19 protein-coding genes are annotated in these 18,810 nt (G+C 62.7%); 10 read left to right on the forward strand and 9 right to left on the reverse strand.

Annotated features, from left to right (window positions below; translation table 11 throughout):
• Positions 1-21 precede the first annotated feature (21 nt).
• From NCS03_RS26990 to NCS03_RS27010, 5 genes are all read left to right on the forward strand, one after another.
• A complete protein-coding gene (locus tag NCS03_RS26990) occupies positions 22-540 on the forward strand; it encodes a flavin reductase (RefSeq protein ID WP_250530184.1) in 519 nt (172 codons plus the stop codon).
• Positions 541-542: 2 nt separating this feature from the next.
• Positions 543-1,217: an ethyl tert-butyl ether degradation protein EthD gene (locus NCS03_RS26995; RefSeq protein WP_250530185.1), complete on the forward strand. Its 675-nt coding sequence runs from the start codon at positions 543-545 to the stop codon at positions 1,215-1,217.
• Between the two features lie 44 nt (positions 1,218-1,261).
• Positions 1,262-2,182: a LysR family transcriptional regulator gene (locus NCS03_RS27000; protein WP_250437285.1), complete on the forward strand. Its 921-nt coding sequence runs from the start codon at positions 1,262-1,264 to the stop codon at positions 2,180-2,182.
• A gap of 129 nt (positions 2,183-2,311) precedes the next feature.
• Positions 2,312-3,622, forward strand: a complete 1,311-nt coding sequence (locus NCS03_RS27005; protein WP_033535799.1) for an MFS transporter — start codon at positions 2,312-2,314, stop codon at positions 3,620-3,622.
• A gap of 94 nt (positions 3,623-3,716) precedes the next feature.
• Complete coding sequence (locus NCS03_RS27010) at positions 3,717-4,685, forward strand: PDR/VanB family oxidoreductase (protein ID WP_250530186.1); 969 nt, start codon at positions 3,717-3,719, stop codon at positions 4,683-4,685.
• A gap of 6 nt (positions 4,686-4,691) precedes the next feature.
• On the opposite strand, the gene NCS03_RS27015 is transcribed toward NCS03_RS27010, so the two are convergent.
• A complete protein-coding gene (locus tag NCS03_RS27015) occupies positions 4,692-5,612 on the reverse strand; it encodes a LysR family transcriptional regulator (protein WP_008346723.1) in 921 nt (306 codons plus the stop codon).
• Positions 5,613-5,780: 168 nt separating this feature from the next.
• On the opposite strand from NCS03_RS27015, the gene NCS03_RS27020 reads away from it, so the two are divergent.
• The 5 genes from NCS03_RS27020 to NCS03_RS27040 all read left to right on the forward strand — a co-directional run bounded on the left by NCS03_RS27020 (position 5,781) and on the right by NCS03_RS27040 (position 9,683).
• Entirely contained in the window at positions 5,781-7,064 is a 1,284-nt protein-coding gene (locus NCS03_RS27020; RefSeq protein ID WP_008346725.1) for an aromatic ring-hydroxylating oxygenase subunit alpha, read from the forward strand.
• Positions 7,061-7,561 (forward strand): aromatic-ring-hydroxylating dioxygenase subunit beta, encoded by a 501-nt coding sequence (locus tag NCS03_RS27025; RefSeq protein ID WP_008346726.1) that lies wholly within the window; start codon positions 7,061-7,063, stop codon positions 7,559-7,561. Before NCS03_RS27020 ends, NCS03_RS27025 begins: the two co-directional genes overlap by 4 nt.
• Before the next feature lie 78 nt (positions 7,562-7,639).
• Positions 7,640-8,014, forward strand: coding sequence for a tautomerase family protein (locus tag NCS03_RS27030; RefSeq protein WP_250530187.1), 375 nt, complete (start codon positions 7,640-7,642; stop codon positions 8,012-8,014).
• A 14-nt stretch (positions 8,015-8,028) separates the two neighbouring features.
• On the forward strand, positions 8,029-8,544 hold the full coding sequence (locus NCS03_RS27035; RefSeq protein WP_250530188.1) for a nuclear transport factor 2 family protein: 516 nt from the start codon (positions 8,029-8,031) through the stop codon (positions 8,542-8,544).
• Positions 8,541-9,683 (forward strand): amidase, encoded by a 1,143-nt coding sequence (locus tag NCS03_RS27040; RefSeq protein ID WP_250530189.1) that lies wholly within the window; start codon positions 8,541-8,543, stop codon positions 9,681-9,683. The genes NCS03_RS27035 and NCS03_RS27040 overlap by 4 nt, the downstream gene beginning before the upstream one ends.
• A gap of 23 nt (positions 9,684-9,706) precedes the next feature.
• Here the strand turns inward: NCS03_RS27040 and NCS03_RS27045 are convergent, their stop codons facing one another.
• The 8 genes from NCS03_RS27045 to NCS03_RS27080 form a co-directional block, all read right to left on the reverse strand.
• Positions 9,707-11,281 carry a sensor histidine kinase gene (locus NCS03_RS27045; protein WP_250530190.1) on the reverse strand — a complete coding sequence of 525 codons (1,575 nt, stop codon included), beginning with the start codon at positions 11,279-11,281 and terminating at the stop codon, positions 9,707-9,709.
• Positions 11,282-11,318: 37 nt separating this feature from the next.
• Positions 11,319-11,699, reverse strand: a complete 381-nt coding sequence (locus NCS03_RS27050) for a response regulator (RefSeq protein WP_008346733.1) — start codon at positions 11,697-11,699, stop codon at positions 11,319-11,321.
• Between the two features lie 81 nt (positions 11,700-11,780).
• On the reverse strand, positions 11,781-12,167 hold the full coding sequence (locus NCS03_RS27055) for a response regulator (RefSeq protein ID WP_008346734.1): 387 nt from the start codon (positions 12,165-12,167) through the stop codon (positions 11,781-11,783).
• A gap of 13 nt (positions 12,168-12,180) precedes the next feature.
• Positions 12,181-13,620, reverse strand: coding sequence for an ATPase domain-containing protein (locus NCS03_RS27060; RefSeq protein WP_008346736.1), 1,440 nt, complete (start codon positions 13,618-13,620; stop codon positions 12,181-12,183).
• A gap of 170 nt (positions 13,621-13,790) precedes the next feature.
• Positions 13,791-15,461 carry an ATP-binding protein gene (locus NCS03_RS27065; protein WP_250437291.1) on the reverse strand — a complete coding sequence of 557 codons (1,671 nt, stop codon included), beginning with the start codon at positions 15,459-15,461 and terminating at the stop codon, positions 13,791-13,793.
• Positions 15,458-16,957 carry an ATPase domain-containing protein gene (locus NCS03_RS27070; protein ID WP_008346739.1) on the reverse strand — a complete coding sequence of 500 codons (1,500 nt, stop codon included), beginning with the start codon at positions 16,955-16,957 and terminating at the stop codon, positions 15,458-15,460. The genes NCS03_RS27065 and NCS03_RS27070 overlap by 4 nt, the downstream gene beginning before the upstream one ends.
• 116 nt (positions 16,958-17,073) lie before the next feature.
• Entirely contained in the window at positions 17,074-17,865 is a 792-nt protein-coding gene (locus NCS03_RS27075; RefSeq protein WP_008346742.1) for an EAL domain-containing protein, read from the reverse strand.
• 136 nt (positions 17,866-18,001) lie between these two features.
• Positions 18,002-18,589: a nitroreductase family protein gene (locus NCS03_RS27080; protein ID WP_008346743.1), complete on the reverse strand. Its 588-nt coding sequence runs from the start codon at positions 18,587-18,589 to the stop codon at positions 18,002-18,004.
• Between the last annotated feature and the right edge of the window lie 221 nt (positions 18,590-18,810).

The raw sequence follows: 18,810 nt of genomic DNA on the forward strand, positions 1-18,810 counted from the left end.
GAATCCGAAAGGACATCTGCCATGACACACGATCAAGCGCGCACACAGTTTCGCAACGCGATGGCCTCGCTCGGCGCCGCCGTCAACGTCATTACCACCGACGGCCCGCACGGACGCTGCGGTATCACGGCAAGCGCCGTGTGCTCCGTGACCGATACGCCACCCACGATGCTCGTCTGCATCAATCAGTCGAGCTACGTTCACGATGTGTTGCTCGCTAACGGCCGGGCGTGCATCAACGTGCTGGGCGCGCACGCGCAGGAACTGGCGCGCGTGTTCGCGGGCATGGACGGAGGCTCGATGGACGAACGCTTTGCGCGCTGCGGTTCGCGGCCTGGCGCATTGCAACTTCCCGTGCTCGACGATGCAATCGCGAGTCTCGAAGGCCGTATCGTCGACAGCAAGCAGGTCGGTTCGCATTCAGTGCTTTTCGTACAGGCAGAACACATCGGCTCGCGCGAAGACGGCGATGGGCTTGTGTACTTCGGCCGGCAGTTTCATCGGCTCGCGCGCGCGGCTGCTTCCTGCGAGGCGGCGTAAGCATGCAAATCTGCCTGTTTCTGATCGGTGCGGGCGGACAGCGCCCGCTGGTCGATATTGCGCCATTGCAGCGCATCGACGGCTTGCGCAGTCTGGTCGTGCACGAGCCGATGGCGCAACACGTCGATCCGCGCATTCCGCCCGCGGCCGATGCGCCATCGTGCGTGCTTCAACTGTATTTCGATGAACTCGCCGCGCTCGAAGCTGCCGCGAGACTCGATGGCCCGATCCATCGCGCGCTTCGAGAACCTTTGATCGCCGGGCGCTTCATGCAGCAAGTCATGGCCGTGCGCGCGCTGGCCTCGCACGCGCCATCCACCCAAGCGCGCATTCAGCGCTGCACCTATCTCGTCGCGTACGAAGGGCCGGCCGAGGACTTCGACACATGGCTCGCGCATTACCTGCGGCATCACGCGCCGTTGATGTCCACCTTGCCGCGATTGCGCGAGCTGGAGATCTACACGCGCATCGATTGCACCATCGGCCTGCCTTGCACGCGCGCGAATGCGATGCAGCGCAACAAGGTCGTCTTCGACGATGCGTCCGCGCTCGCCGACGCACTCGCCTCGCCGGTGCGCGAATCGATGCGGCGCGATTTCCATACCTTGCCGCCCTATCGCGGAGCCACGCCGCATTTTGCAATGCACAGCACATACGGTAATCTCGCCACACATTGATGGCCGCATGGCGCGACCAGCGCTCGTTCGTGAGTCAACCGTGTATGACGAAGCCCAACTCCGGTATCGCCGATCTCAATCTGCTGCGCGTGTTCCTCGCCATCTGGGATTTGCGCAGCCTGACCGCCGCCGGCGAACGTCTCGAACTGACGCAGCCCGCGGTCAGTCATGCGCTACGGCGCTTGCGCACGATCTTCGGTGATCCGCTTTTCGTGCGCACGCCCACCGGCATGGTGCCGACCGATGCCGCGCATCGGCTGTATCCGCCGCTCGCGCAGGCGTTGTCGATCATCAACGAGGCGGTCCAGCAACTCGCCAGCTTCGATCCCGCGACCGCCCGGCGCGTGTTTCGCATTTCGATGTCGGACATGTCGGAATTCTTTTTTCTGCCGCCGCTCGTCGCGCTGCTCGACCGCGAGGCGCGCGGCATTCGAATCGAAGCGGTCAATGTTCCGGTGGAATCCGTAAGCAGCGCCATGCGCGCCGGAGAAATCGATCTTGCGCTCGGCTATGTGCCGGGTCTCGACGCGGGATGCGTGAGCGAGACGCTATTCGTCGACGAGCATGTATGCGTCGTGCGCGCCAATCATCCGTTACGCAAGTCGCGGCCGACACGCGACGACCTGACCGCCTTGCGCTACGTCTACGCGAGCACCAACGCGACGGGCCATCGCATGGTCGAGCAATGGCTCGACGAGCTGAATTTCAAGCGCGATGTCGCGGTCCGGCTGCCGCATTTCGTCGTGGCGCCCGAAATCGTGATGAACACGGACCTTGCCGTGCTCTTCCCCAAGAGCATCGCGCTGCGCTTCAATCGTAGTAAGGCCTTTCGCATTCTGCCATTGCCTTTTGCGCTGCCGCCCATCGAGATTCAGGTGCACTCGCACACGCAATTCACGAGCGATCCGGGCGTAGCGTGGCTGCGCAATACGATCCATTCGATGTTTCGCCAGCCCGACGCGTGACGCTCATTTGCTGGGCTGATATCACGCGTTCTTTTCGGCGAATTTGACCGGGGTGAGTGTCGCCACGACACTGTTTGTCATGCGAAGCCTCAAGAAGGCTGCAGCCCTTCTCATTCAATGCGAGCAGACATGGCAACAGTTCATACCTCGACCGCCGAAACCAGCGCAGCAATGCCGGATCGCACGCTCAGACGTATCGTCATTGCGTCGGTCGCGGGCAACGCGATGGAGTGGTACGACTTCTTCGTCTACGGAACGGCGGCCGCACTAGTGTTCGGCAGTTTGTTTTTTCCGGCCAATGCGGACCCGCTGATCGGCACGCTCGGCGCGTTCGCGGCATTCGCGATGGGCTTCGTCGCACGGCCGCTCGGCGGTATCGTGTTCGGCCATATCGGCGACCGTTATGGACGGCGCGCGTCGCTCGTCTGGACATTGCTCATCATGGGCTTCGCGACGTTCGGCATCGGCCTGTTGCCGACTTACGATCACGTCGGTCTGTGGGCGCCTGTTGCGCTCGTCGCACTTCGCCTGCTGCAAGGCATCGCGTCCGGCGGCGAATGGGGCGGCGGCGTGCTGATGATCAGCGAGAACGCGCCGCCTGAAAAGCGCGGCTATTACGCGGCGTGGAGTCAGCTCGGCGTCGGCGGCGGTTTCGTTCTTTCCTCGGCGGCGTTTCTCGCGGTGCAGGCCTTGCCGCACGATCAGTTCATCTCGTGGGGATGGCGCCTGCCGTTTCTCGCGAGCATCGTGATCTTCGCGCTCGGCGTCTACATTCGTCATAGCCTGCCTGAGAGTCGCGACTTCGAGAACGCGGAAGAAGCGGGCAAGACGTCGCACATGCCGGTGCTCGAAGCGATCAAGCGTCATCCGAAGGAAATACTGATGGCGATGGGCCTGCGCGTCGCGGAGAACGGCGGCGCGTACATCTTTCTCGCGTTTTCGCTGGTGTACGGCAAGTTCATCGGCATTCCGAATTCGACGATGCTCACCGGCGTCATGCTCGCGATGGTCGTCGAAATGATCGCGATGCTGCTGTGGGGCAAGCTCTCCGATCGCATCGGACGCAAGCCCGTGTATATGATCGGCGCCGCATCGCTCGCGGCGATGGCCTTCCCGTTCTTCTGGCTGCTGGACACGCATTCGACGCCGCTCATCTGGCTTGCGCTGGTGCTTGGCACGGCCGTCTGTCACGGCGCGATGATCGGCACCTTGCCTGCGCTCGTCGGCGAATTGTTCAGCACGGAAGTGCGCTACTCGGGCGTTGCGCTCGGGCATGAAGTGGCTTCGATTTTCGCTGGCGGTCTGTCGCCGCTCCTCGCGACCGCGTTGCTTTCGCACTATCACGCGTCCTGGCCCGTCGCGGTGTTTCTCATCGCGCTCAGTCTCGTGACGGTCGTCACGCTGCGCTTCACGCACGAAACGCGTCATCAGTCACATTGATGCGATACACGATTTTTAGCCTATTTTTCTTATTCGGCGTGCGGCTCTAAGATCGATGCATGGTTGTGGGAAACACATCGAAAGGAAGGCGATCATGCAAGCTCAAACCGTGAAAGTCCGAGTCGACGCGTTGCGCGAGGAAGCGCACGGCGTGCGCTCGTTCAGCGTCTCGCGAATCGACGGCGCGCCCTTCGAACCCTATGAGCCCGGCGCGCATATCGATGTGACCGGCCCCTCGGGTGTCACGCGTCAGTACTCGCTCTGCGGCGATCCGGCATGTCTCCGGACGCAGATCTTCGCGGTCAAGAAGGAAGCGCAATCGCGCGGCGGTTCACGCGCGCTTCACGAGGAAGTGACCGTGGGCTCCGAGCTTTCCGTCGGCGCGCCGCGCAGTCTGTTCCAGCTTCACGCGGCCGCAAGCGAGCACATTCTGATCGGCGCGGGCATCGGCATCACGCCCTTGCTGTCGATGGCTTATCGGCTCGTCGCGAGCAATGCGCGCTTCACGCTGCATTACTTCGCGCGCAGCGAGGCGCATGCGGCATTCATGACCTTGCTGACGCGTGCCCCGTTCAACGCGTACGTGAAGCTGCATTTCGGCGTCGAGCGGCACGAGCAGCGCGACAAGCTCGACGAATGTATCCGCGATGCCGGTCCGAACGCACATGTCTACACATGCGGGCCGAGCGCCTTCATGGATGCCGTGGTCGAGACGGCGCAAGCTCGCCTGCCCGCGGATGCGATCCATCTGGAACGCTTCAAAGCCGAGCCGATTGCCACGGCCGAAGCCTCGTTGGACAGCTTCGAGGTGCAACTCGCAAGCAGCGGACAAACGGTTCGCGTGGACAAGAGCACGTCGATCGTCGATGCGCTCGCCTCCATCGGCATAGAAGTCGATACCTCGTGCGGCGAAGGCGTTTGCGGTACGTGCATGGTGGATGTCGTGAGCGGCGAGCCCGAGCATCGCGATCACTGTTTGAGCAAAGCGGAACGCGCGAGCAACAGCGTGATTTGCTGCTGCGTGTCGCGTTCCCGTTCGCCCGTGCTGGTGCTCGATCTCTGAGCGAAATCACATCGTCTTGAAGCTCGCGAGGGTGTCGGTCATCAGGGCGCGCATCCACGCGTTGCCTTCGTCGTCGTGAAAGTGTTCGTGCCAGTGCATCGTCACGGCCACTCTCGGCAACGGTACAGGCAGCGCGTAAATGTTGAACGCCTCGCCTCTGTTGAGGATATGCGCGAGCTTTTCCGGCAGCGTGGCGAACAGATCCGTTGCAGCCAGCACGCCGGGCACCGCCACGAAATGCGGCAACGCCAGCGCGATATTGCGTCCGACGCCTCGTCCGCGCAGCGCATCGTCGAGCGCGTCATGGCTGTGTTCGAGCGAGCGAACCTGAACGTGCGACGCGGCAAGGAACTGCGCGAGTTTCAGCTTCGTGCCTTCGGGCAGATCGTCGCGCTTGCGGGTCATGCATACATACGACTCCTCGAAGAGCACGCAATGGCGCGTGCGCGGCAATAGCGACGGCAAGTTGCCGATCGCGAAATCCAGCCGGCTCGCGCGCAACGCTTCTTCGATTTCTTCGACCGGCAACGGCTCGACCACCAGCTTCGCGCGCGGCGCGGCATCGTGCAACGCGGCGCAGATCGCCGGCAGATACGCCATCTCCCCCGCATCCGAGAGCGACAGGCGAAAGGTACGCGTGCTCGTCGCCGGATCGAAACGCTCGGCGTAACGCAACGCCTGCCGCACGGTGTCGAGCGCGCGCCCGACGATTTCGGCCAATTCCAGCGCGACGGGCGTGGGCTGCATGCCCGTGCGCGTGCGGATGAATAGCGCGTCGTCGAACAAGGTGCGTAATCGCCCGAGCGAATAGCTGACCGCCGGTTGAGAGAGCGCGAGACGCTCGCCTGCGCGCGTCAGGCTGCGCTCTTCCACGATAGCCTGGAAAACGCGCAGCAGATTCAGATCGATATGGTCGATGGATGTCATGACGGGCCGTCCGAGATATAGGCCGCACTGATTGAACGACCTGTTTTTAATCGATTTGACGCATGATCCTCGAAAAGCGAGACTGATGTCAACGAGAGGATTTGCCGAGCGCCCAGCCAAGCTCGCGTCAGTCGTTCGATCAGCCACTCAACTTCTCCGAGGAATACGATGAGTACGCCGACCTATCAGACCATCGACACCAGCGCGCTCGCCAGGCGCGCGGAGTCCGATCGCATTGCGCCTTCGCTTTACTACGATCCGGAGTTGTTCGAGGCCGAACTCGAACGCATCTTCTACAAGACGTGGGTGTGGGTTGCGCATGACAGCGAGTTGCCGAAGCCCGGCGACTTCGTGACGACGACCATCGGCCGTCAGCCGGTCATCGTCGTGCGCGACAAGACCGGAACCGTGAACGTGTTGCAGAACCGTTGCCGTCATCGGGGCGCGACCGTCTGCGAAGAGCACAAGGGCAACGCCAAGGGTTTCACATGCCCGTATCACAGCTGGTCCTATGCGCTCGACGGCACGCTGCGCGCCCTGCCCTACGGCGATGGTTATGAAGGCGTGTGCGAGAAAGGCGATCTGCCACTCAAGAAGCTGCGCGTGGGCGTTTATCAAGGGCTGATTTTCGCGAGCTTCGATGAATCGATCGAACCGCTCGAGGACTTCCTCGGCGGCGCCAAACCGTGGATCGATCTTTTCATGAAGCAGGGCGCGGGCTACCCCATCAAGGCGAATGGCGAGCACAAGTTCAGGTTCAAGGGCAACTGGAAGATCCAGCTCGAGAACACGACGGACCTGTATCACTTTCCCGTCGTCCATAAGTCATGGATGAAGTCCATCGACGATGAAACGGCCGCCGTCATCACGAGCTTCATGACGAGCGACAAGGCGTTCTGCCGATCGCTCGGCAATGGTCACAGCCTTGCCGTGCTGATGCCGGAATTCGTCGATCTCGATCAGGACGACGGCGCGCCGCTGCCCGAACGTTTCAATGAACTCGCCGCGCAACTCGCAGAGAAACACACGCCAGAAGAAGTGCGCCGCATCGTGCGTTCGCTGATGGGCGTCGGCTTCAACCTCAATCTGTTTCCGAACCTCGCGCTTTCGATGGCGTTCTTCCGCGTGCTGCGCCCGATTTCCGCGGTGGAAACGGAAATCCGCCATGTCGCGCTGGGAATGGACGGCGGCCCCGAGGAAGCCAATCGCGCGCGCTTGCGCATGCACGAGCACTTCCAGGGCCCGTTGGGCTTCGGCAGCCCTGACGACGCCGAAGCGTGGGAGCGCGTGCAGCGCGGCTCATACGCCGGCCCTGACGTACCTATCCTCGTGAACCGCGGCCTCAACCGCGAAACGACCGCACCGAACGGTGAGAAGACCGCGCATTCGACCGACGAAACCGGCATGCGCGAAGCCTACAGACAATGGCGCGCGATGATGGAGCAAGCATGATGGACGAACGCAACGCACTCTTCACGGACCAGACCTTGGCGCGCGCGATCGCATTCATCTGGCGGGAAGCGGAACTGCTCGACCGCCGGGACTATCGCGCCTGGCTGGATATGTGGGACCCGAAAGGCCATTACGTCGTGCCGATCGATCCGCGGACGACCGACTACGCGTCCACGCTCAACTACGCATACGATGACCATCACATGCGCGAGTTGCGCGTGCAGCGTATGACGTCCGGCTTTTCGGCGTCGGCCTCCGATGCGGCGCGCACGGTACGCACGGTGTCGCGCTTCACGCTCTCTGGCGACAGCGCGGACCTCGTCGAGGTCAAGTCCTCGCAGATCGTGATTGCCTACAAGCGCGGTCTGTCCACGATCTTTGCTGCCGACCTGACGCACAAGATCGATATGTCGAGCGGCGAGCCGCGTCTGTCGGAGAAGGTGATCCGCCTGATCGACTCGACCGAGGCGCTGAGCGCCATCGGCTTTCTGCTTTGAAGTCATGCGCGCGTCGTGTCGATGTCGGTCGTCCGGCATTGCTTTCAGCGATGCGCGCGCTATCCATTCGCTACGTTCATGCCAACACTCGAAGTCTATTTGCCTCAAGGTCACGCCGACGAACGCAAGGCATCGCTCATTCAAGGGCTCACGCAAGCGACCGTCGACGCGATCGGTGCGCCGGCCGAATCCGTGCGCATTCTGCTGTCGGAGTTGCCCGCATCCAATAGCGGCCTCGGCGGCAAAGTCAGCGCGGCGAAATTGCCCGTCATCATCGCGATCCTGATTGCTGGCCGCACGCAGACGCAGAAAGAAGCGCTGATCGCGCATCTGTCGGAGACCGGCGCTTCCGTGCTGAATGTGCCCTTGCAGTCCACGCGCGTGTTGATCAAAGACATTCCGAATACCGATTTCGGCCTGGGCGGAAAGACCGCTCGCGCCTTGGGCCGATAAGAATACGTGAAGCCATGACGGACAAAATCATCGAGAGCCTGCAGGCGCGCTTGCGCGTGCTCGAAGCGCAGAACGCGGTGCGCAAGACCATCGCCCGATACATGGCGCTCTGCGATGTGCCGGCACGCGCGCTCGAAGGGGAATCGCTGACGGCACTCTTCAGCGATGACGCCGTGTGGGAAGGCATCGGTCCACAGTATGCGGACAAGTTCGGCCGCTTGGCGGGGCCGAACGCTATCGTCGCGATGCTGCAACGCTACCTGCCGCCCACGCCGCACTTCGCGACCAACGTTCACTTCCTGACGAGCGAGCATATCGAAGTGAACGGCGATACGGCGAAGGGCCGCTGGATCATGTTGCAGGCATCCGGATATGTCGATGCACACGCCGAGCTCATCTCGGCGCGGCTCGATGTGGATTTCACTCCGTCGCCTCACGATGAAGACGTTTGGCTGATTCGCCACTTCCGCACCGAACGCCTTTTCGACGCGCCCTGGCAACTCAACCCCGCGCAAGGAGTCCGTGCATGAGCGCCTTTTTGCAGCGATTCGATCTCGCGACGCATGCCGCCGCCGATGCACCGACCATCGCGATCAAGGACAGTATCGACATAGCCGGCTATCCGACGACCGCGGCCAGCCGCGCACTCGCCGATGCGCCGCCCGCACCGCGCCACGCGCAAGTCGTGCAGCGGCTGCTCGATGCGGGCTGGCGCATTACAGGCAAGGCGAACATGCACGAACTGGCGTTCGGCATGACAGGCCTCAACGACTTCAGCGGCACGCCCGTCAATCCCCAAGATCCGGCGCGCATTCCCGGCGGATCGTCGAGCGGCTCGGCATCGGCGGTGGGGCTCGGGCTCGTCGATGCCGCCCTCGGCACCGATACCGGCGGCTCCGTGCGTTGCCCCGCGGCATGCTGCGGCGTGATCGGCCTGAAGCCGACTTTCGGGCGCGTGTCGCGTGAAGGTGTCGCGCCGCGCCAGACGTCGCTCGACTGTGTCGGCCCGTTTGCACGGGAGATGAACACGGTCATCGACGTAATGCTCGCAATCGATCCGTCATTTCAGGGCGGCCGTGCGCGCCGCGACGTGACAGCGATACGCGTCGCGTTGCCCGATGTGCAAGCCGAAGGTCGGATCCGCGACGCGGTGGCGAGCGCGGTCGCGCGCAGCGGACTCGCGTCGCGCGCCGTGCAGCTCGAATCCATTCAGGATGCGTTCACGGCCGGTCTCGCCGTCATCAACGCCGAGACTTGGCGCGCGTTCGGTCATCTCGTCGGCAGCGGAAAGCTTGGCCCGGATATCCTGGCGCGGTTGAGCGCCGCCGCGAACACGCCGGTATCCGAGCTCGATGCAGCCGAGCGCATACGTCGCGACTTCACGGACGAGGTCGATCGCGTGCTGGCGGACGCCGACGTCCTCATTCTTCCGACCATGCCATCGCTGCCGATCACGATCGAGGCCGCGCGCGCGGGCACTCCGGTGATCGCAATGTCGTCGCTTATCCGGCCTTTCAACCTGAGCGGACATCCGGCGCTTACGTTACCGGTTCCGGTTGAAGGGGCGTCGCTCAAGGCGGGATTGCAGATTGTCGGCCGCAAAGGCGATGACGAGACGGTGTGCGCGGTGGCCGCATACATCGAAGCGATGCTCGCTCCGCATGCGTAACGAGCCGACGAGCCGTGCGCCTCTCAACGCAAGTTCGAGTCGAGCGGCAGACGCACGGTGAAAGTCGCGCCCTGCCCGCGTCCGGCGCTCGCAACATCGACCGTTCCGCCGTGCAGGCTCAGGATGTTCTTGACGAGCCACAGTCCGAGCCCCAGGCCGCCGACGCGTCCGCTCGACTGCGGCGCGATCTGCTGAAAGCGGTCGAAGACGTCCGGCAGCGCATCGGGTGCAATGCCGCGCCCCGTGTCCTGAACGGTCAGCACCGCCTGGCCGTCCGATGTGCTCACGGAAATGGACACGCTGCCCGCGTCCGTGAATTTCACCGCGTTCGTGAGCAGATTCCAGACGACCTGCTCGAGGCGGCTTTCATCCGCCATGACGATGCACGGCTCGACGTGCGGCGTCTGCAATCTCAGGCCCTTGTGCTCCGCGGTCTTGCGGATGTCTTCGACGACGTTGAGCGCGAGCGCACCGATATCCACCGGCTGCAGATGAACCGAGAGCTTGCCGGTAACGACCGCGCCGCTATCGAGCAGATCGTCGACCATATGCGACAGCTGGCGGCCGTTGCGGCGGATCGCTTCGCCCGCCCGCGCGACGTGTGAAGGATCGGCGACGACCTGCAGCAGTTCCGCCCACGAGACGATCGCGTTCAAAGGCGAACGCAACTCGTGACTGACGGCCGCGATGAAATGATCCATTGTCTTGGCGAGCGCTTCGCTGCGCTCGCGCCCCGAACGTTCCTCGCCGGCCGTCGCGGACAGCTCGAGCTCACGTTCCTTGCGCGACGTGATGTCGAGCGTGAAGCCCATCACCGACTGCATGGTGCCGTCGTCCGCGAACTGCCCTGTGCCGCGAATCAGGACCCAGCGCCGGCCACGCGCTCCATCGATGCATCGTTCGCACTCGAAGCTTCGTTTGGCTTGCAGCGCCTGCCAGTGCTCCGCAACCGGATCGGGCTGCTCGATGAACAGCTTTTGCCGATCCAGCCCGGCGATGTCCGGCAAGCCGAGATCTTCGACGCATTGTTCGCTGCAATGCACCGCGCCCGTTCCGACGTCGAGCTCCCATGCGCCCACGCCAGCGAAAGCCAACGCCCGTTCGAACCGAACGCGATGATCGTGCAGGCGCTGCTCGGCTTCTCTCGCAAGAATCTGCCGGAGCCGCGCGTGCGAGCGCAGTCGCGCTTTCTCTCGCCGTTCCGTGCGCGTCGCCAGCGTGTGCATCGTGACGTCATCGAAGCGCAGCAGGATGAGCGGCGGTTCATCGGCGGTCGCGGGAAGATGCGAGACGTGGATCTGCCAGTACCGCGACGGCTGTTCGTGCGTGGCGGCGCGATCCGGCGTGTCCAGGCTGAAAGCGGGCGAGAGGCGGCGCTGACCCGCGTGCAGATTCGCCACGAGCGCGCGGATCAGATGTTCGCATTGCCCCAAAGCCGCTTCGGTCTCGCCGAACATCGCAAGCCATGCCCGGTTCGCGAACACGACTCTCAGGCCCTGATCGAGCATGAGATACGGCTCGATCAAGCGGTCGAAGATCGCCCGGTCGGCCGTGCCGACAGCGCTCGCTTCCGCCGAACGGGAAGTCGAGTCGGTCATCGGAAGAGCCGTGGTGATGTTGCCAGAGGACGCTTCGTCACGATCGATCCTCTCCTTGTCCAAATCCCTGCGTGAGTTCGGCAACGGTCTTCAGGAACTGGTCCATCGAGGCCGGTTTTCTGAGCAAGGCGTTCCAGAGAACGATGCCGCTTGGCCGAGCCACATGGGCGGACGTATGCAGCACGATGGGAATCGCCGCCCATTCCGGCCGCTCGCGAACGGCCCGGCACAATGCCTCTCCGTCCATGCCGGGCATCATCAGGTCTGTGATGAGCAGGTCGGGCACCGAGCGTTGCATCGCGGCAATGGCCTCTCGTCCATCGCGCGCGCGCTCCACCTCGTAGCCGGAATATTCGAGCGCGAAGCTCCACGCTTCGAGCAGATCAGGTTCGTCATCAACGAGAAGGACACGCGTCATGGACCGCTCACAGCCATACAAAAACGGTTGGAATCCCGGCGCGGGACTGAGTCAAATCCTCAGTATCCTGCTTGTTCGTCACTACGGCTGGCCGCGCAATCCGGCGCCGCCTCTTTCAACATGCAATGTCACCAGTTCGATCAGACGATACGGCGGATAAGGCTTTTGCAGTATTGCCGCGAACAACGCCCGATCGGCCGGATCGATCGCGTGCGGGGCGGCGCTGCACAGGACGATCGGAATCCGCCGGAAGTCATCGTCGCCGCTGAGCGCTCGCGCAAGGTCCACGCCTGAACTGACGGGCATCATGAAATCCGTCACCACGAGCGACGGTCTGATGCGCTGAATCGTCTGCAACCCGTCCGCGCCGTTCGAAGCAGCATGCACGACGTGCCCCAAGTCCTGCAGCAGGAACTTCAGGAAATCGGTAACGAGAGGTTCATCGTCCACGACGACAAGATTAGCCATGCGCGCAGCCTGGCTATCGTCCGCTCGCGTCGTCGCCCATTGCGCCTCGCGCCGTGGACATCGTTCCCGTGACGTGCAGCCCATCGCCGAGTCCGGAAATCTGCACTTCCGCGGTCGATGTATCGAAGAGGCTGTCGCGCACCTTGAGCACCGTGATGCTGCGTCGCAAAGGACCACCCGCCGCCTGATGGCGCATCTCGATCACATTGTCGATCTGAGACAGGATTTCCGGCGATGGATTGGTGCGCCACGGCCCCGACAGCTCCTTCGTTTCCCAGGTGCACACCGTCGTCACGCCAATCGCGCGCAGCTCGTTGCTCAACGCGGCGAAGAATTCGACCATGCGATGCGGATCGACGGTCGCGCGTTCGAAACCGGCGAGGCCGTCGATGAACAGACGTTCTGCGCGCGTCGTGCGAACCGCGTCGAGCAGCTCGTAGGCGAGCTTGTCGAGAAGATTTTCGGTGAGCGGGCGCCACAACATGCACAGCGCCTTCTTTTCGACGAGCGTTTGCAGATCGAGACCCAGTGCCTTCGCTTTCGCGTACAGCCGCTCCGGCGTTTCATAGAAACCGAAATGCACGGCAGGCCGCTCGACGGTCGCGCAGTTGAGATAGCCGATTCCGAAGGTCGTCTTGCCGCTGCCGGCTGGCCCCACCACGACGGACATCGAGGCGGCAGGCAAACCGCCGCCGAGCCGTTCGTCGAGCCCGCCCGTACCCGTGGCGACCTTCGTCAACCCGACGGTCTCTTGCGTGGACGGTCGAGCGAGAGCGGCTTCGAGGCGAGGGAATACGGCGATGCCGCGCTCCGAAATTTCATAGAGATGCAAGCCGCTCAGCGCACGGCTGCCGCGCGATTTCGCAACGCGAATGTGCCGTACGGTGCGCGACCCGAACAGGTTCTCCTCGAGGTGCAGCACGCCATCGACCATCGTGTGTTCGGGACTGGATTCGTCGATCCGGGCACTGGTCAGGAAGAGAACCGTGCAACCGGTGAACGCAGCATGACCTTGCAATTCCGCGACGAAGGTCTTGATGTCCAGATTGGTTTCGCTGCTTTCGCGGGCATTGAGCAATCCGTCGAGCACGAGAATGCTGGCCTGCGTGCGCGCGAGCTCGGAGCGCAGCAATGCGACCAGCGCATCGAGTCCCTTCTCGCGAAGCGTGCGAAAAAGACTGAGGTAAGTCAGATCCTTGCCGAGGCGGCTTGCATCGTAGAAACTCAGCGCCGATAGCGACTGGAACAGCCGGTCGTGCGATTCCGCGAGCAGCGTGATGTAGAGAACCTTGTGTCCCTGACGGGCTTGCGCAAAGGCAATCTGATTGGCGAGGATGGTTTTTCCCGCTCCCGGCCGTCCCTGCACGATATAAGACGAGCCCGCTATCAGTCCGCCGTCGCAGATATCGTCAAGTCCCGGAACTTCGCTGCGTAGCCGCGCGAGTTTGTCCATTGCGTCGATCCATTATGTTGGGTGGCAAGCCGGGCATCGCTACCCATTTGCCGCCGCCGTTCCGTACCTGTCGGTTCCGATCCCGCCACTTCAGGTCGGCAGTGTACTCGAAATGACAGGGCAAGACGACGCTCCGGCGTTCCCGTCTCGCAGGCTCGACGTCGAGCGCGTCAGTCTTCTGCGTCGATCATGTCGTTGATTTTCAGCACGAGTTCTTCGATCGCAAACGGCTTCGTCAGCAGGTGCGCGCCCTCTTCGACCCTGCCGTTGCCGAACACCGATTTCTCCGCATATCCCGTCATGAAAAGGACCGGCAAGGCAGGCCGCCTGAATCGCGCCCGGTCCACCATCTCCTTCCCGTTCATGCCCGGCATGCCGATGTCGCTAACCAGGATGTCGATCTCCGCGTTCGAATTGAGGATGTCGAGCCCGGACGGACCGTCGCTGGCTTCGATGACATTGAAACCCGCATCCTTCAGCACTTCGGTGCAGCCCAGGCGAATATCGGCTTCGTCATCGACGACGAGCACCGTGCGCTGCTTTCCGACAGCAGGCAGGACGATCGTCGCCGGCAAATCTTCCGCTTCCGGTTTCGAATCCGTCAGTCGCGGCAGATAGATGCTCACCGTCGTGCCCTTGCCGACCTGCGACTCGATCGACACTTTGCCCCCCGACTGACGCGAAAATCCGTACACCATGGACAAGCCCAGGCCCGTGCCCTGCCCCAAGGGCTTCGTGGTGAAGAACGGATCGAACGCCTTGTCGATGATTTCCGCTGCCATGCCGTATCCCGTGTCGGCGACCGCGATCACGACGTAATCGCCATCGCTCAAACCGTGCAGGCGCGCAAGGCGTCCCTTGAAGGAGACGTTGTTCGTGCGGATCGTCAGCGTGCCGCCCGCGGGCATGGCGTCGCGTGCGTTGATGCACAGGTTGAGCACGGCGTTCTCCAGTTGCACCGGGTCGCTCAACGTCGTGTGCAGGGTTTCTTCGAGCCGCGCATTCACTTCGACGGACGGTCCCAAGGTGCGCCTTATCAGATCGAGCATGCCGTCGATCAGGCGGTTCGGCGAGATCGCCTTGGGGTCGAGCGTTTGTCTGCGTGCGAAGGCAAGCAGCCGATGCGTCAGCGCGCCGGCTCGCTGCGTCGCATCGTGCGCGCTTTGGACGAAGCGTTCGATGTCGGCGAAACGGCCCTGGCGCATGCGCAGCTTGGTCAACTCCATGTTGGTGTTGATGACCTGCAGCAGGTTGTTGAAGTCGTGCGCGATGCCGCCCGTGAGCTGACCGATCGCCTCCATCTTTTGTGCTTGCCGAAGCGTTTCTTCGGCCGTCATCAGCTCTTCGGTGCGCTCGGCGACCCGCCGTTCCAGAAGCTGCGCGGCGTCCTTGAGCTCGTCGAGATGCCGTTTCGTCTGAAGCTGCCGTGCGCGCGCGCGAATCAGACCGCGCGCCACGCTTTGAAGCACTTCCGCGGTCAACGGGCGTGCGAGCAACGTGACATTGCCGAGCGCTTCGAAGAGACGCCAGCGTTGCACCGTGCTCGGACGATCGCCCGGCACGGTCAGAATGCAGATAGGAATGTCCGACCACGGCGGCTGTTTTTCGAGGCAGTCGGCAAAATCGCCCGACGGCGCCAGCTCGGAAAGCGACTCTTCGGTCAACAGCAGCCCCGCGATGCTCATGCCGTCGTTTTGCCGAAGCTGTTTGCAGATATCGGCCAATGTGCCGATTTCGAGCGCATCGATGCCGCCGGCGCGCAGCGTCTCGACGATGATCCGCGCATCCTGTCCGACCGGCGCGAGCACCTGCACCGTCGTCGGCGCTTCGTCACGCATCATGACGCGTCAGCCGGTTGGTCGCCCTCGCCGATCAATTCTTCGCGGGCGCCTTCGTAGGTCGGAACGCCGGTGAAAATGCCGCGCAAGGTTTCGAGCGGTGGCCCGACTTCCACGCCAATCGACGAAAGCTGATATTCGTGGATCGCGTTGTCGTGCAGGCCCGTTCGCTGTTTGATGACCGAAAGCGCGCGCCGCAAACGGCCCGCGGCTTCGAAAAAGCGCAGAAGCAACACGGTGTCGCTGAGGAAACTGAGGTCGATCGGGTTCTGGACATCGCCGACCACGCCCTGTTGAGCGAGCACGATGATCGTCACGACGCCGCGCCGATTCAGATAGGTGAGCAACTCATGCAGATGCAGCACGAGCGAACGCTCTTCCGGCATCGTGCTCAGATACGAATTGATGCTATCGATGACGACCACGCGAGCGTTGCGGTCTTCGACATCGCGGCGCACGGCCCACACGAATTCGCCCGGCGAGAGACGCGACGGGTTCATCCGCCGCCATGAGAATCGCTCGCTCGCCATGGCCTCGTCCGCGCTCAGGCCCAGGCTGTGGCCGCGTCGCAGGAATGTCTCGTAGGTCTCATCGAACGAGAAGTAGGACGCAAACTCGCCGTTGTTCGCGCTCGACAGCGCATAGCTCAAGGCGATCGACGATTTTCCCGCACCCGATGGACCGATCATCATCGTGGTCGTCCCGCGATCGAGTCCGTGGCCGAGAATGCGATCGAGGTCCGCGAAGCCGCTTTCGAGCGGCGCTCCGCCGGGAAGACTCGCATGTTCGTCGGCGATCAGGCTAGGAAACACGAGCACTTCTCCCGGCACGAGCATGTAGTCATGCCATCCGCTCTGGAAGTTCATGCCGCGCATTTTTGCGACCCGCAGCCGCCTGCGCGCGGCGCCGTAGTCGCGCTCGATCAGTTGGAGCGTGATAACGCCATGGACAAAACTATGAAGTTCTCCGTCCTCTCCGCTCAGAAGGTCGTCGAGAAGGATGGCGGTGACCTCCCTTCCCTGCATGAAGCGCTTGAGTTCGAGCATCTGCCGCCGGTAGGCGAGCTTGTTTTGCGCGAGCATGTGCAACTCCGACACGCTGTCGATGACGACCCTCTCGGCGCCTGTCTCCTCCACGCGGCGGATGATCCGTTCGATGGTCCTGTCGAACTCGACCTCCGACGGAAAGAGCACCGTTTGCTGACGCGATGCGTTGGCCTCGTCCGGTATCAGTTCGAAGATATCGATACCGGACATGTCCCAGCCATGCGTGGCTGCCGCGCTTCGAAGCTCCTGCTCCGACTCCGAAAAGGTGACATACAGGCACTTCGCAGCTTTCTCGACGCCCGCAATGAGGAAGCGCATGCCGATGGTGGTTTTTCCAGTGCCGGGCGCCCCTTCGACGAGATGCAGCCGATGCGTCGGCAGCCCGCCGCGCAGAACGACATCGAGTTCGGGGATTCCTGTCTTCGTGAGCGGCAGTGGAACGATCTCTGGCATAACCGACCTTTGAGTGGTGTTTTTTACCTCCTAGCAATTTTTCGGCCTTGAAGAGTTTTGGTCGCCAAGTCAGCTTGCTTTGCGAAAAGCACGGCTGAAACGGCAATTTCGCGCGCTCAGGACTGGACTGTCCAGTCTTCGGTCGGCGCGGGCAGCGAGCGAAACGCGGGCTTCGCGAAGAAATACCCCTGCATCAGCGTGACGCCCTGCGCGAAGAAGAAGTCCCGCTCGCCACGGGTTTCGATGCCTTCGGCGATCACGCGGATGCCGAGATCGCCGCACATGGACAACACGCCCCGCACGATGCTCTGCCGCACCGAATCCGTGTCGATTCCGCGCACCAGTTCCATGTCGAGTTTGATGAAATCTGGCTGGAATTCGGCGAGCAGCGTGAGCCCGGAGTAGCCGGCGCCGAAATCGTCGATGGCGGTCTGAAAGCCGAAGCGTCTGTACGCACGAAATATCTCGACCAGATGCGAGCGGCTGATGACGCTCTCGCCCTCTACGGTCTCGAAGATGATGCGATCGGTCGCGAACTTGAATTTCTCGGCCGCCTCGAAGGTGCTGCGGATACACGCTTCAGGCTGATAAACCGCGTTCGGCATGAAATTGATCGACAGGAATCCGCTCATCTCGAGCGACGCGGCCTGTTCGATCGCCACGGTGCGGCAGCGTTGATCGAAATGGTAGCGATTGGCTTCGTCGACCCGCGCGAGCACCGATCCCGCCGATTCGCCGTTCGGGCCGCGCACCAGCGCCTCATGGGCATACGCGACGCCATTGCGCGTATCGACGATAGGCTGGAACGCGAAGGCCAGATCGATGACGTCGCTATCGGGGACGCGGCAACCCGTGCACTTGTGCGACGCATCGCCGTGCGCGAGCTGGATGGCTGGCTTATCTTTCATGAATTTTTCGGATCGCGCACGCGGCGCACGTTTTGACTAGTCTTTATCGACACGAATCGACATGGGCTTTACACCCCGGACGAGAAACCGTGCGCTGCACAGTCGCGCGCCATGTCGCGGCGCGCTCCCGCTTTACTCAGTTCTTCCACCCGCCGAACTGCGCGATGTCGACCACCGGCAGCCGCTTGCGCGGCGCTTGCTCCCGTTCGGCCAACGCGTCGGACAGCACGCCTACATCGCCATGATGCGCAACCGAGATCACGGCGAGCGGCGTGTAACGCTCCGCGATGCCGAACGCGTCCCGCAAGGCCTTCGCGTCGAAGCCGCTCATCGAATGGGCGGCGAGGCCGCGCGCATGCGCCTCGAGCAGCAGCGCCAGCGCCGCGGCGCCGGTATCGTAGCTCGCGTTCGGATTGACCTCGCCCTTGGCGTTGAGCGTATCCGCGAGCACCGCGATCAGCACTTGCGCGTTCCGGTTCCACGTCTGGTTGAACGGAACCAGCGTGGCGAAGGCGTCCTCGAATGCGGCAGCGTTCCGGGTCTTCTCGAACACGAGAAAGCGCCAGGGCTGCACGTTATACGCCGATGGCGCCCAGCGCGCCGCTTCGAGCAGCGCAAGCACATCGGCGTGCGCGACGGGCTGTTCGCCATAGGCGCGCGGACTCCATCGTCCGGCGAGCAAAGGATGAATGTCGATATCGGTCGGTGCGGGTCGGTGCGTCATGGCTTCTGGCGATCGAAATAAAAAAGGGCTTCCAGCATAAGCCGTGCGGCGCGAACGCGATATGACTTCCCGTGCTGATTAAATCGGCGCCGACGATAAGCCGCCTTCCCGCGCCGCGGGCATGTACACGCATATCCTTAGCTCGATTCGTGCTTTCCGCTTGGCGATCCGGGCGACTATCATGGTCAGTCTTAGCCGCCCGCTGAATAGTCGCTGCGCGC

The sequence above is a fragment of the Caballeronia sp. ATUFL_F1_KS4A genome, assembly GCF_023630905.1.
GTDB classification, from domain to species: domain Bacteria; phylum Pseudomonadota; class Gammaproteobacteria; order Burkholderiales; family Burkholderiaceae; genus Caballeronia; species Caballeronia zhejiangensis.

Coding starts and splice junctions, on each gene's coding strand:
- NCS03_RS27020 (WP_008346725.1), top strand. CDS start 5,781: ATGAGTACGCCGACCTATCAGACCATCGACACCAGCGCGCTCGCCAGG.
- NCS03_RS27015 (WP_008346723.1), bottom strand. CDS start 5,612: ATGACATCCATCGACCATATCGATCTGAATCTGCTGCGCGTTTTCCAG.
- NCS03_RS27045 (WP_250530190.1), bottom strand. CDS start 11,281: ATGACCGACTCGACTTCCCGTTCGGCGGAAGCGAGCGCTGTCGGCACG.
- NCS03_RS27050 (WP_008346733.1), bottom strand. CDS start 11,699: ATGACGCGTGTCCTTCTCGTTGATGACGAACCTGATCTGCTCGAAGCG.
- NCS03_RS27065 (WP_250437291.1), bottom strand. CDS start 15,461: ATGATGCGTGACGAAGCGCCGACGACGGTGCAGGTGCTCGCGCCGGTC.
- NCS03_RS27030 (WP_250530187.1), top strand. CDS start 7,640: ATGCCAACACTCGAAGTCTATTTGCCTCAAGGTCACGCCGACGAACGC.
- NCS03_RS27060 (WP_008346736.1), bottom strand. CDS start 13,620: ATGGACAAACTCGCGCGGCTACGCAGCGAAGTTCCGGGACTTGACGAT.
- NCS03_RS27040 (WP_250530189.1), top strand. CDS start 8,541: ATGAGCGCCTTTTTGCAGCGATTCGATCTCGCGACGCATGCCGCCGCC.
- NCS03_RS27000 (WP_250437285.1), top strand. CDS start 1,262: ATGACGAAGCCCAACTCCGGTATCGCCGATCTCAATCTGCTGCGCGTG.
- NCS03_RS27035 (WP_250530188.1), top strand. CDS start 8,029: ATGACGGACAAAATCATCGAGAGCCTGCAGGCGCGCTTGCGCGTGCTC.
- NCS03_RS27080 (WP_008346743.1), bottom strand. CDS start 18,589: ATGACGCACCGACCCGCACCGACCGATATCGACATTCATCCTTTGCTC.
- NCS03_RS27025 (WP_008346726.1), top strand. CDS start 7,061: ATGATGGACGAACGCAACGCACTCTTCACGGACCAGACCTTGGCGCGC.
- NCS03_RS27010 (WP_250530186.1), top strand. CDS start 3,717: ATGCAAGCTCAAACCGTGAAAGTCCGAGTCGACGCGTTGCGCGAGGAA.
- NCS03_RS26990 (WP_250530184.1), top strand. CDS start 22: ATGACACACGATCAAGCGCGCACACAGTTTCGCAACGCGATGGCCTCG.
- NCS03_RS26995 (WP_250530185.1), top strand. CDS start 543: ATGCAAATCTGCCTGTTTCTGATCGGTGCGGGCGGACAGCGCCCGCTG.
- NCS03_RS27075 (WP_008346742.1), bottom strand. CDS start 17,865: ATGAAAGATAAGCCAGCCATCCAGCTCGCGCACGGCGATGCGTCGCAC.
- NCS03_RS27055 (WP_008346734.1), bottom strand. CDS start 12,167: ATGGCTAATCTTGTCGTCGTGGACGATGAACCTCTCGTTACCGATTTC.
- NCS03_RS27005 (WP_033535799.1), top strand. CDS start 2,312: ATGGCAACAGTTCATACCTCGACCGCCGAAACCAGCGCAGCAATGCCG.
- NCS03_RS27070 (WP_008346739.1), bottom strand. CDS start 16,957: ATGCCAGAGATCGTTCCACTGCCGCTCACGAAGACAGGAATCCCCGAA.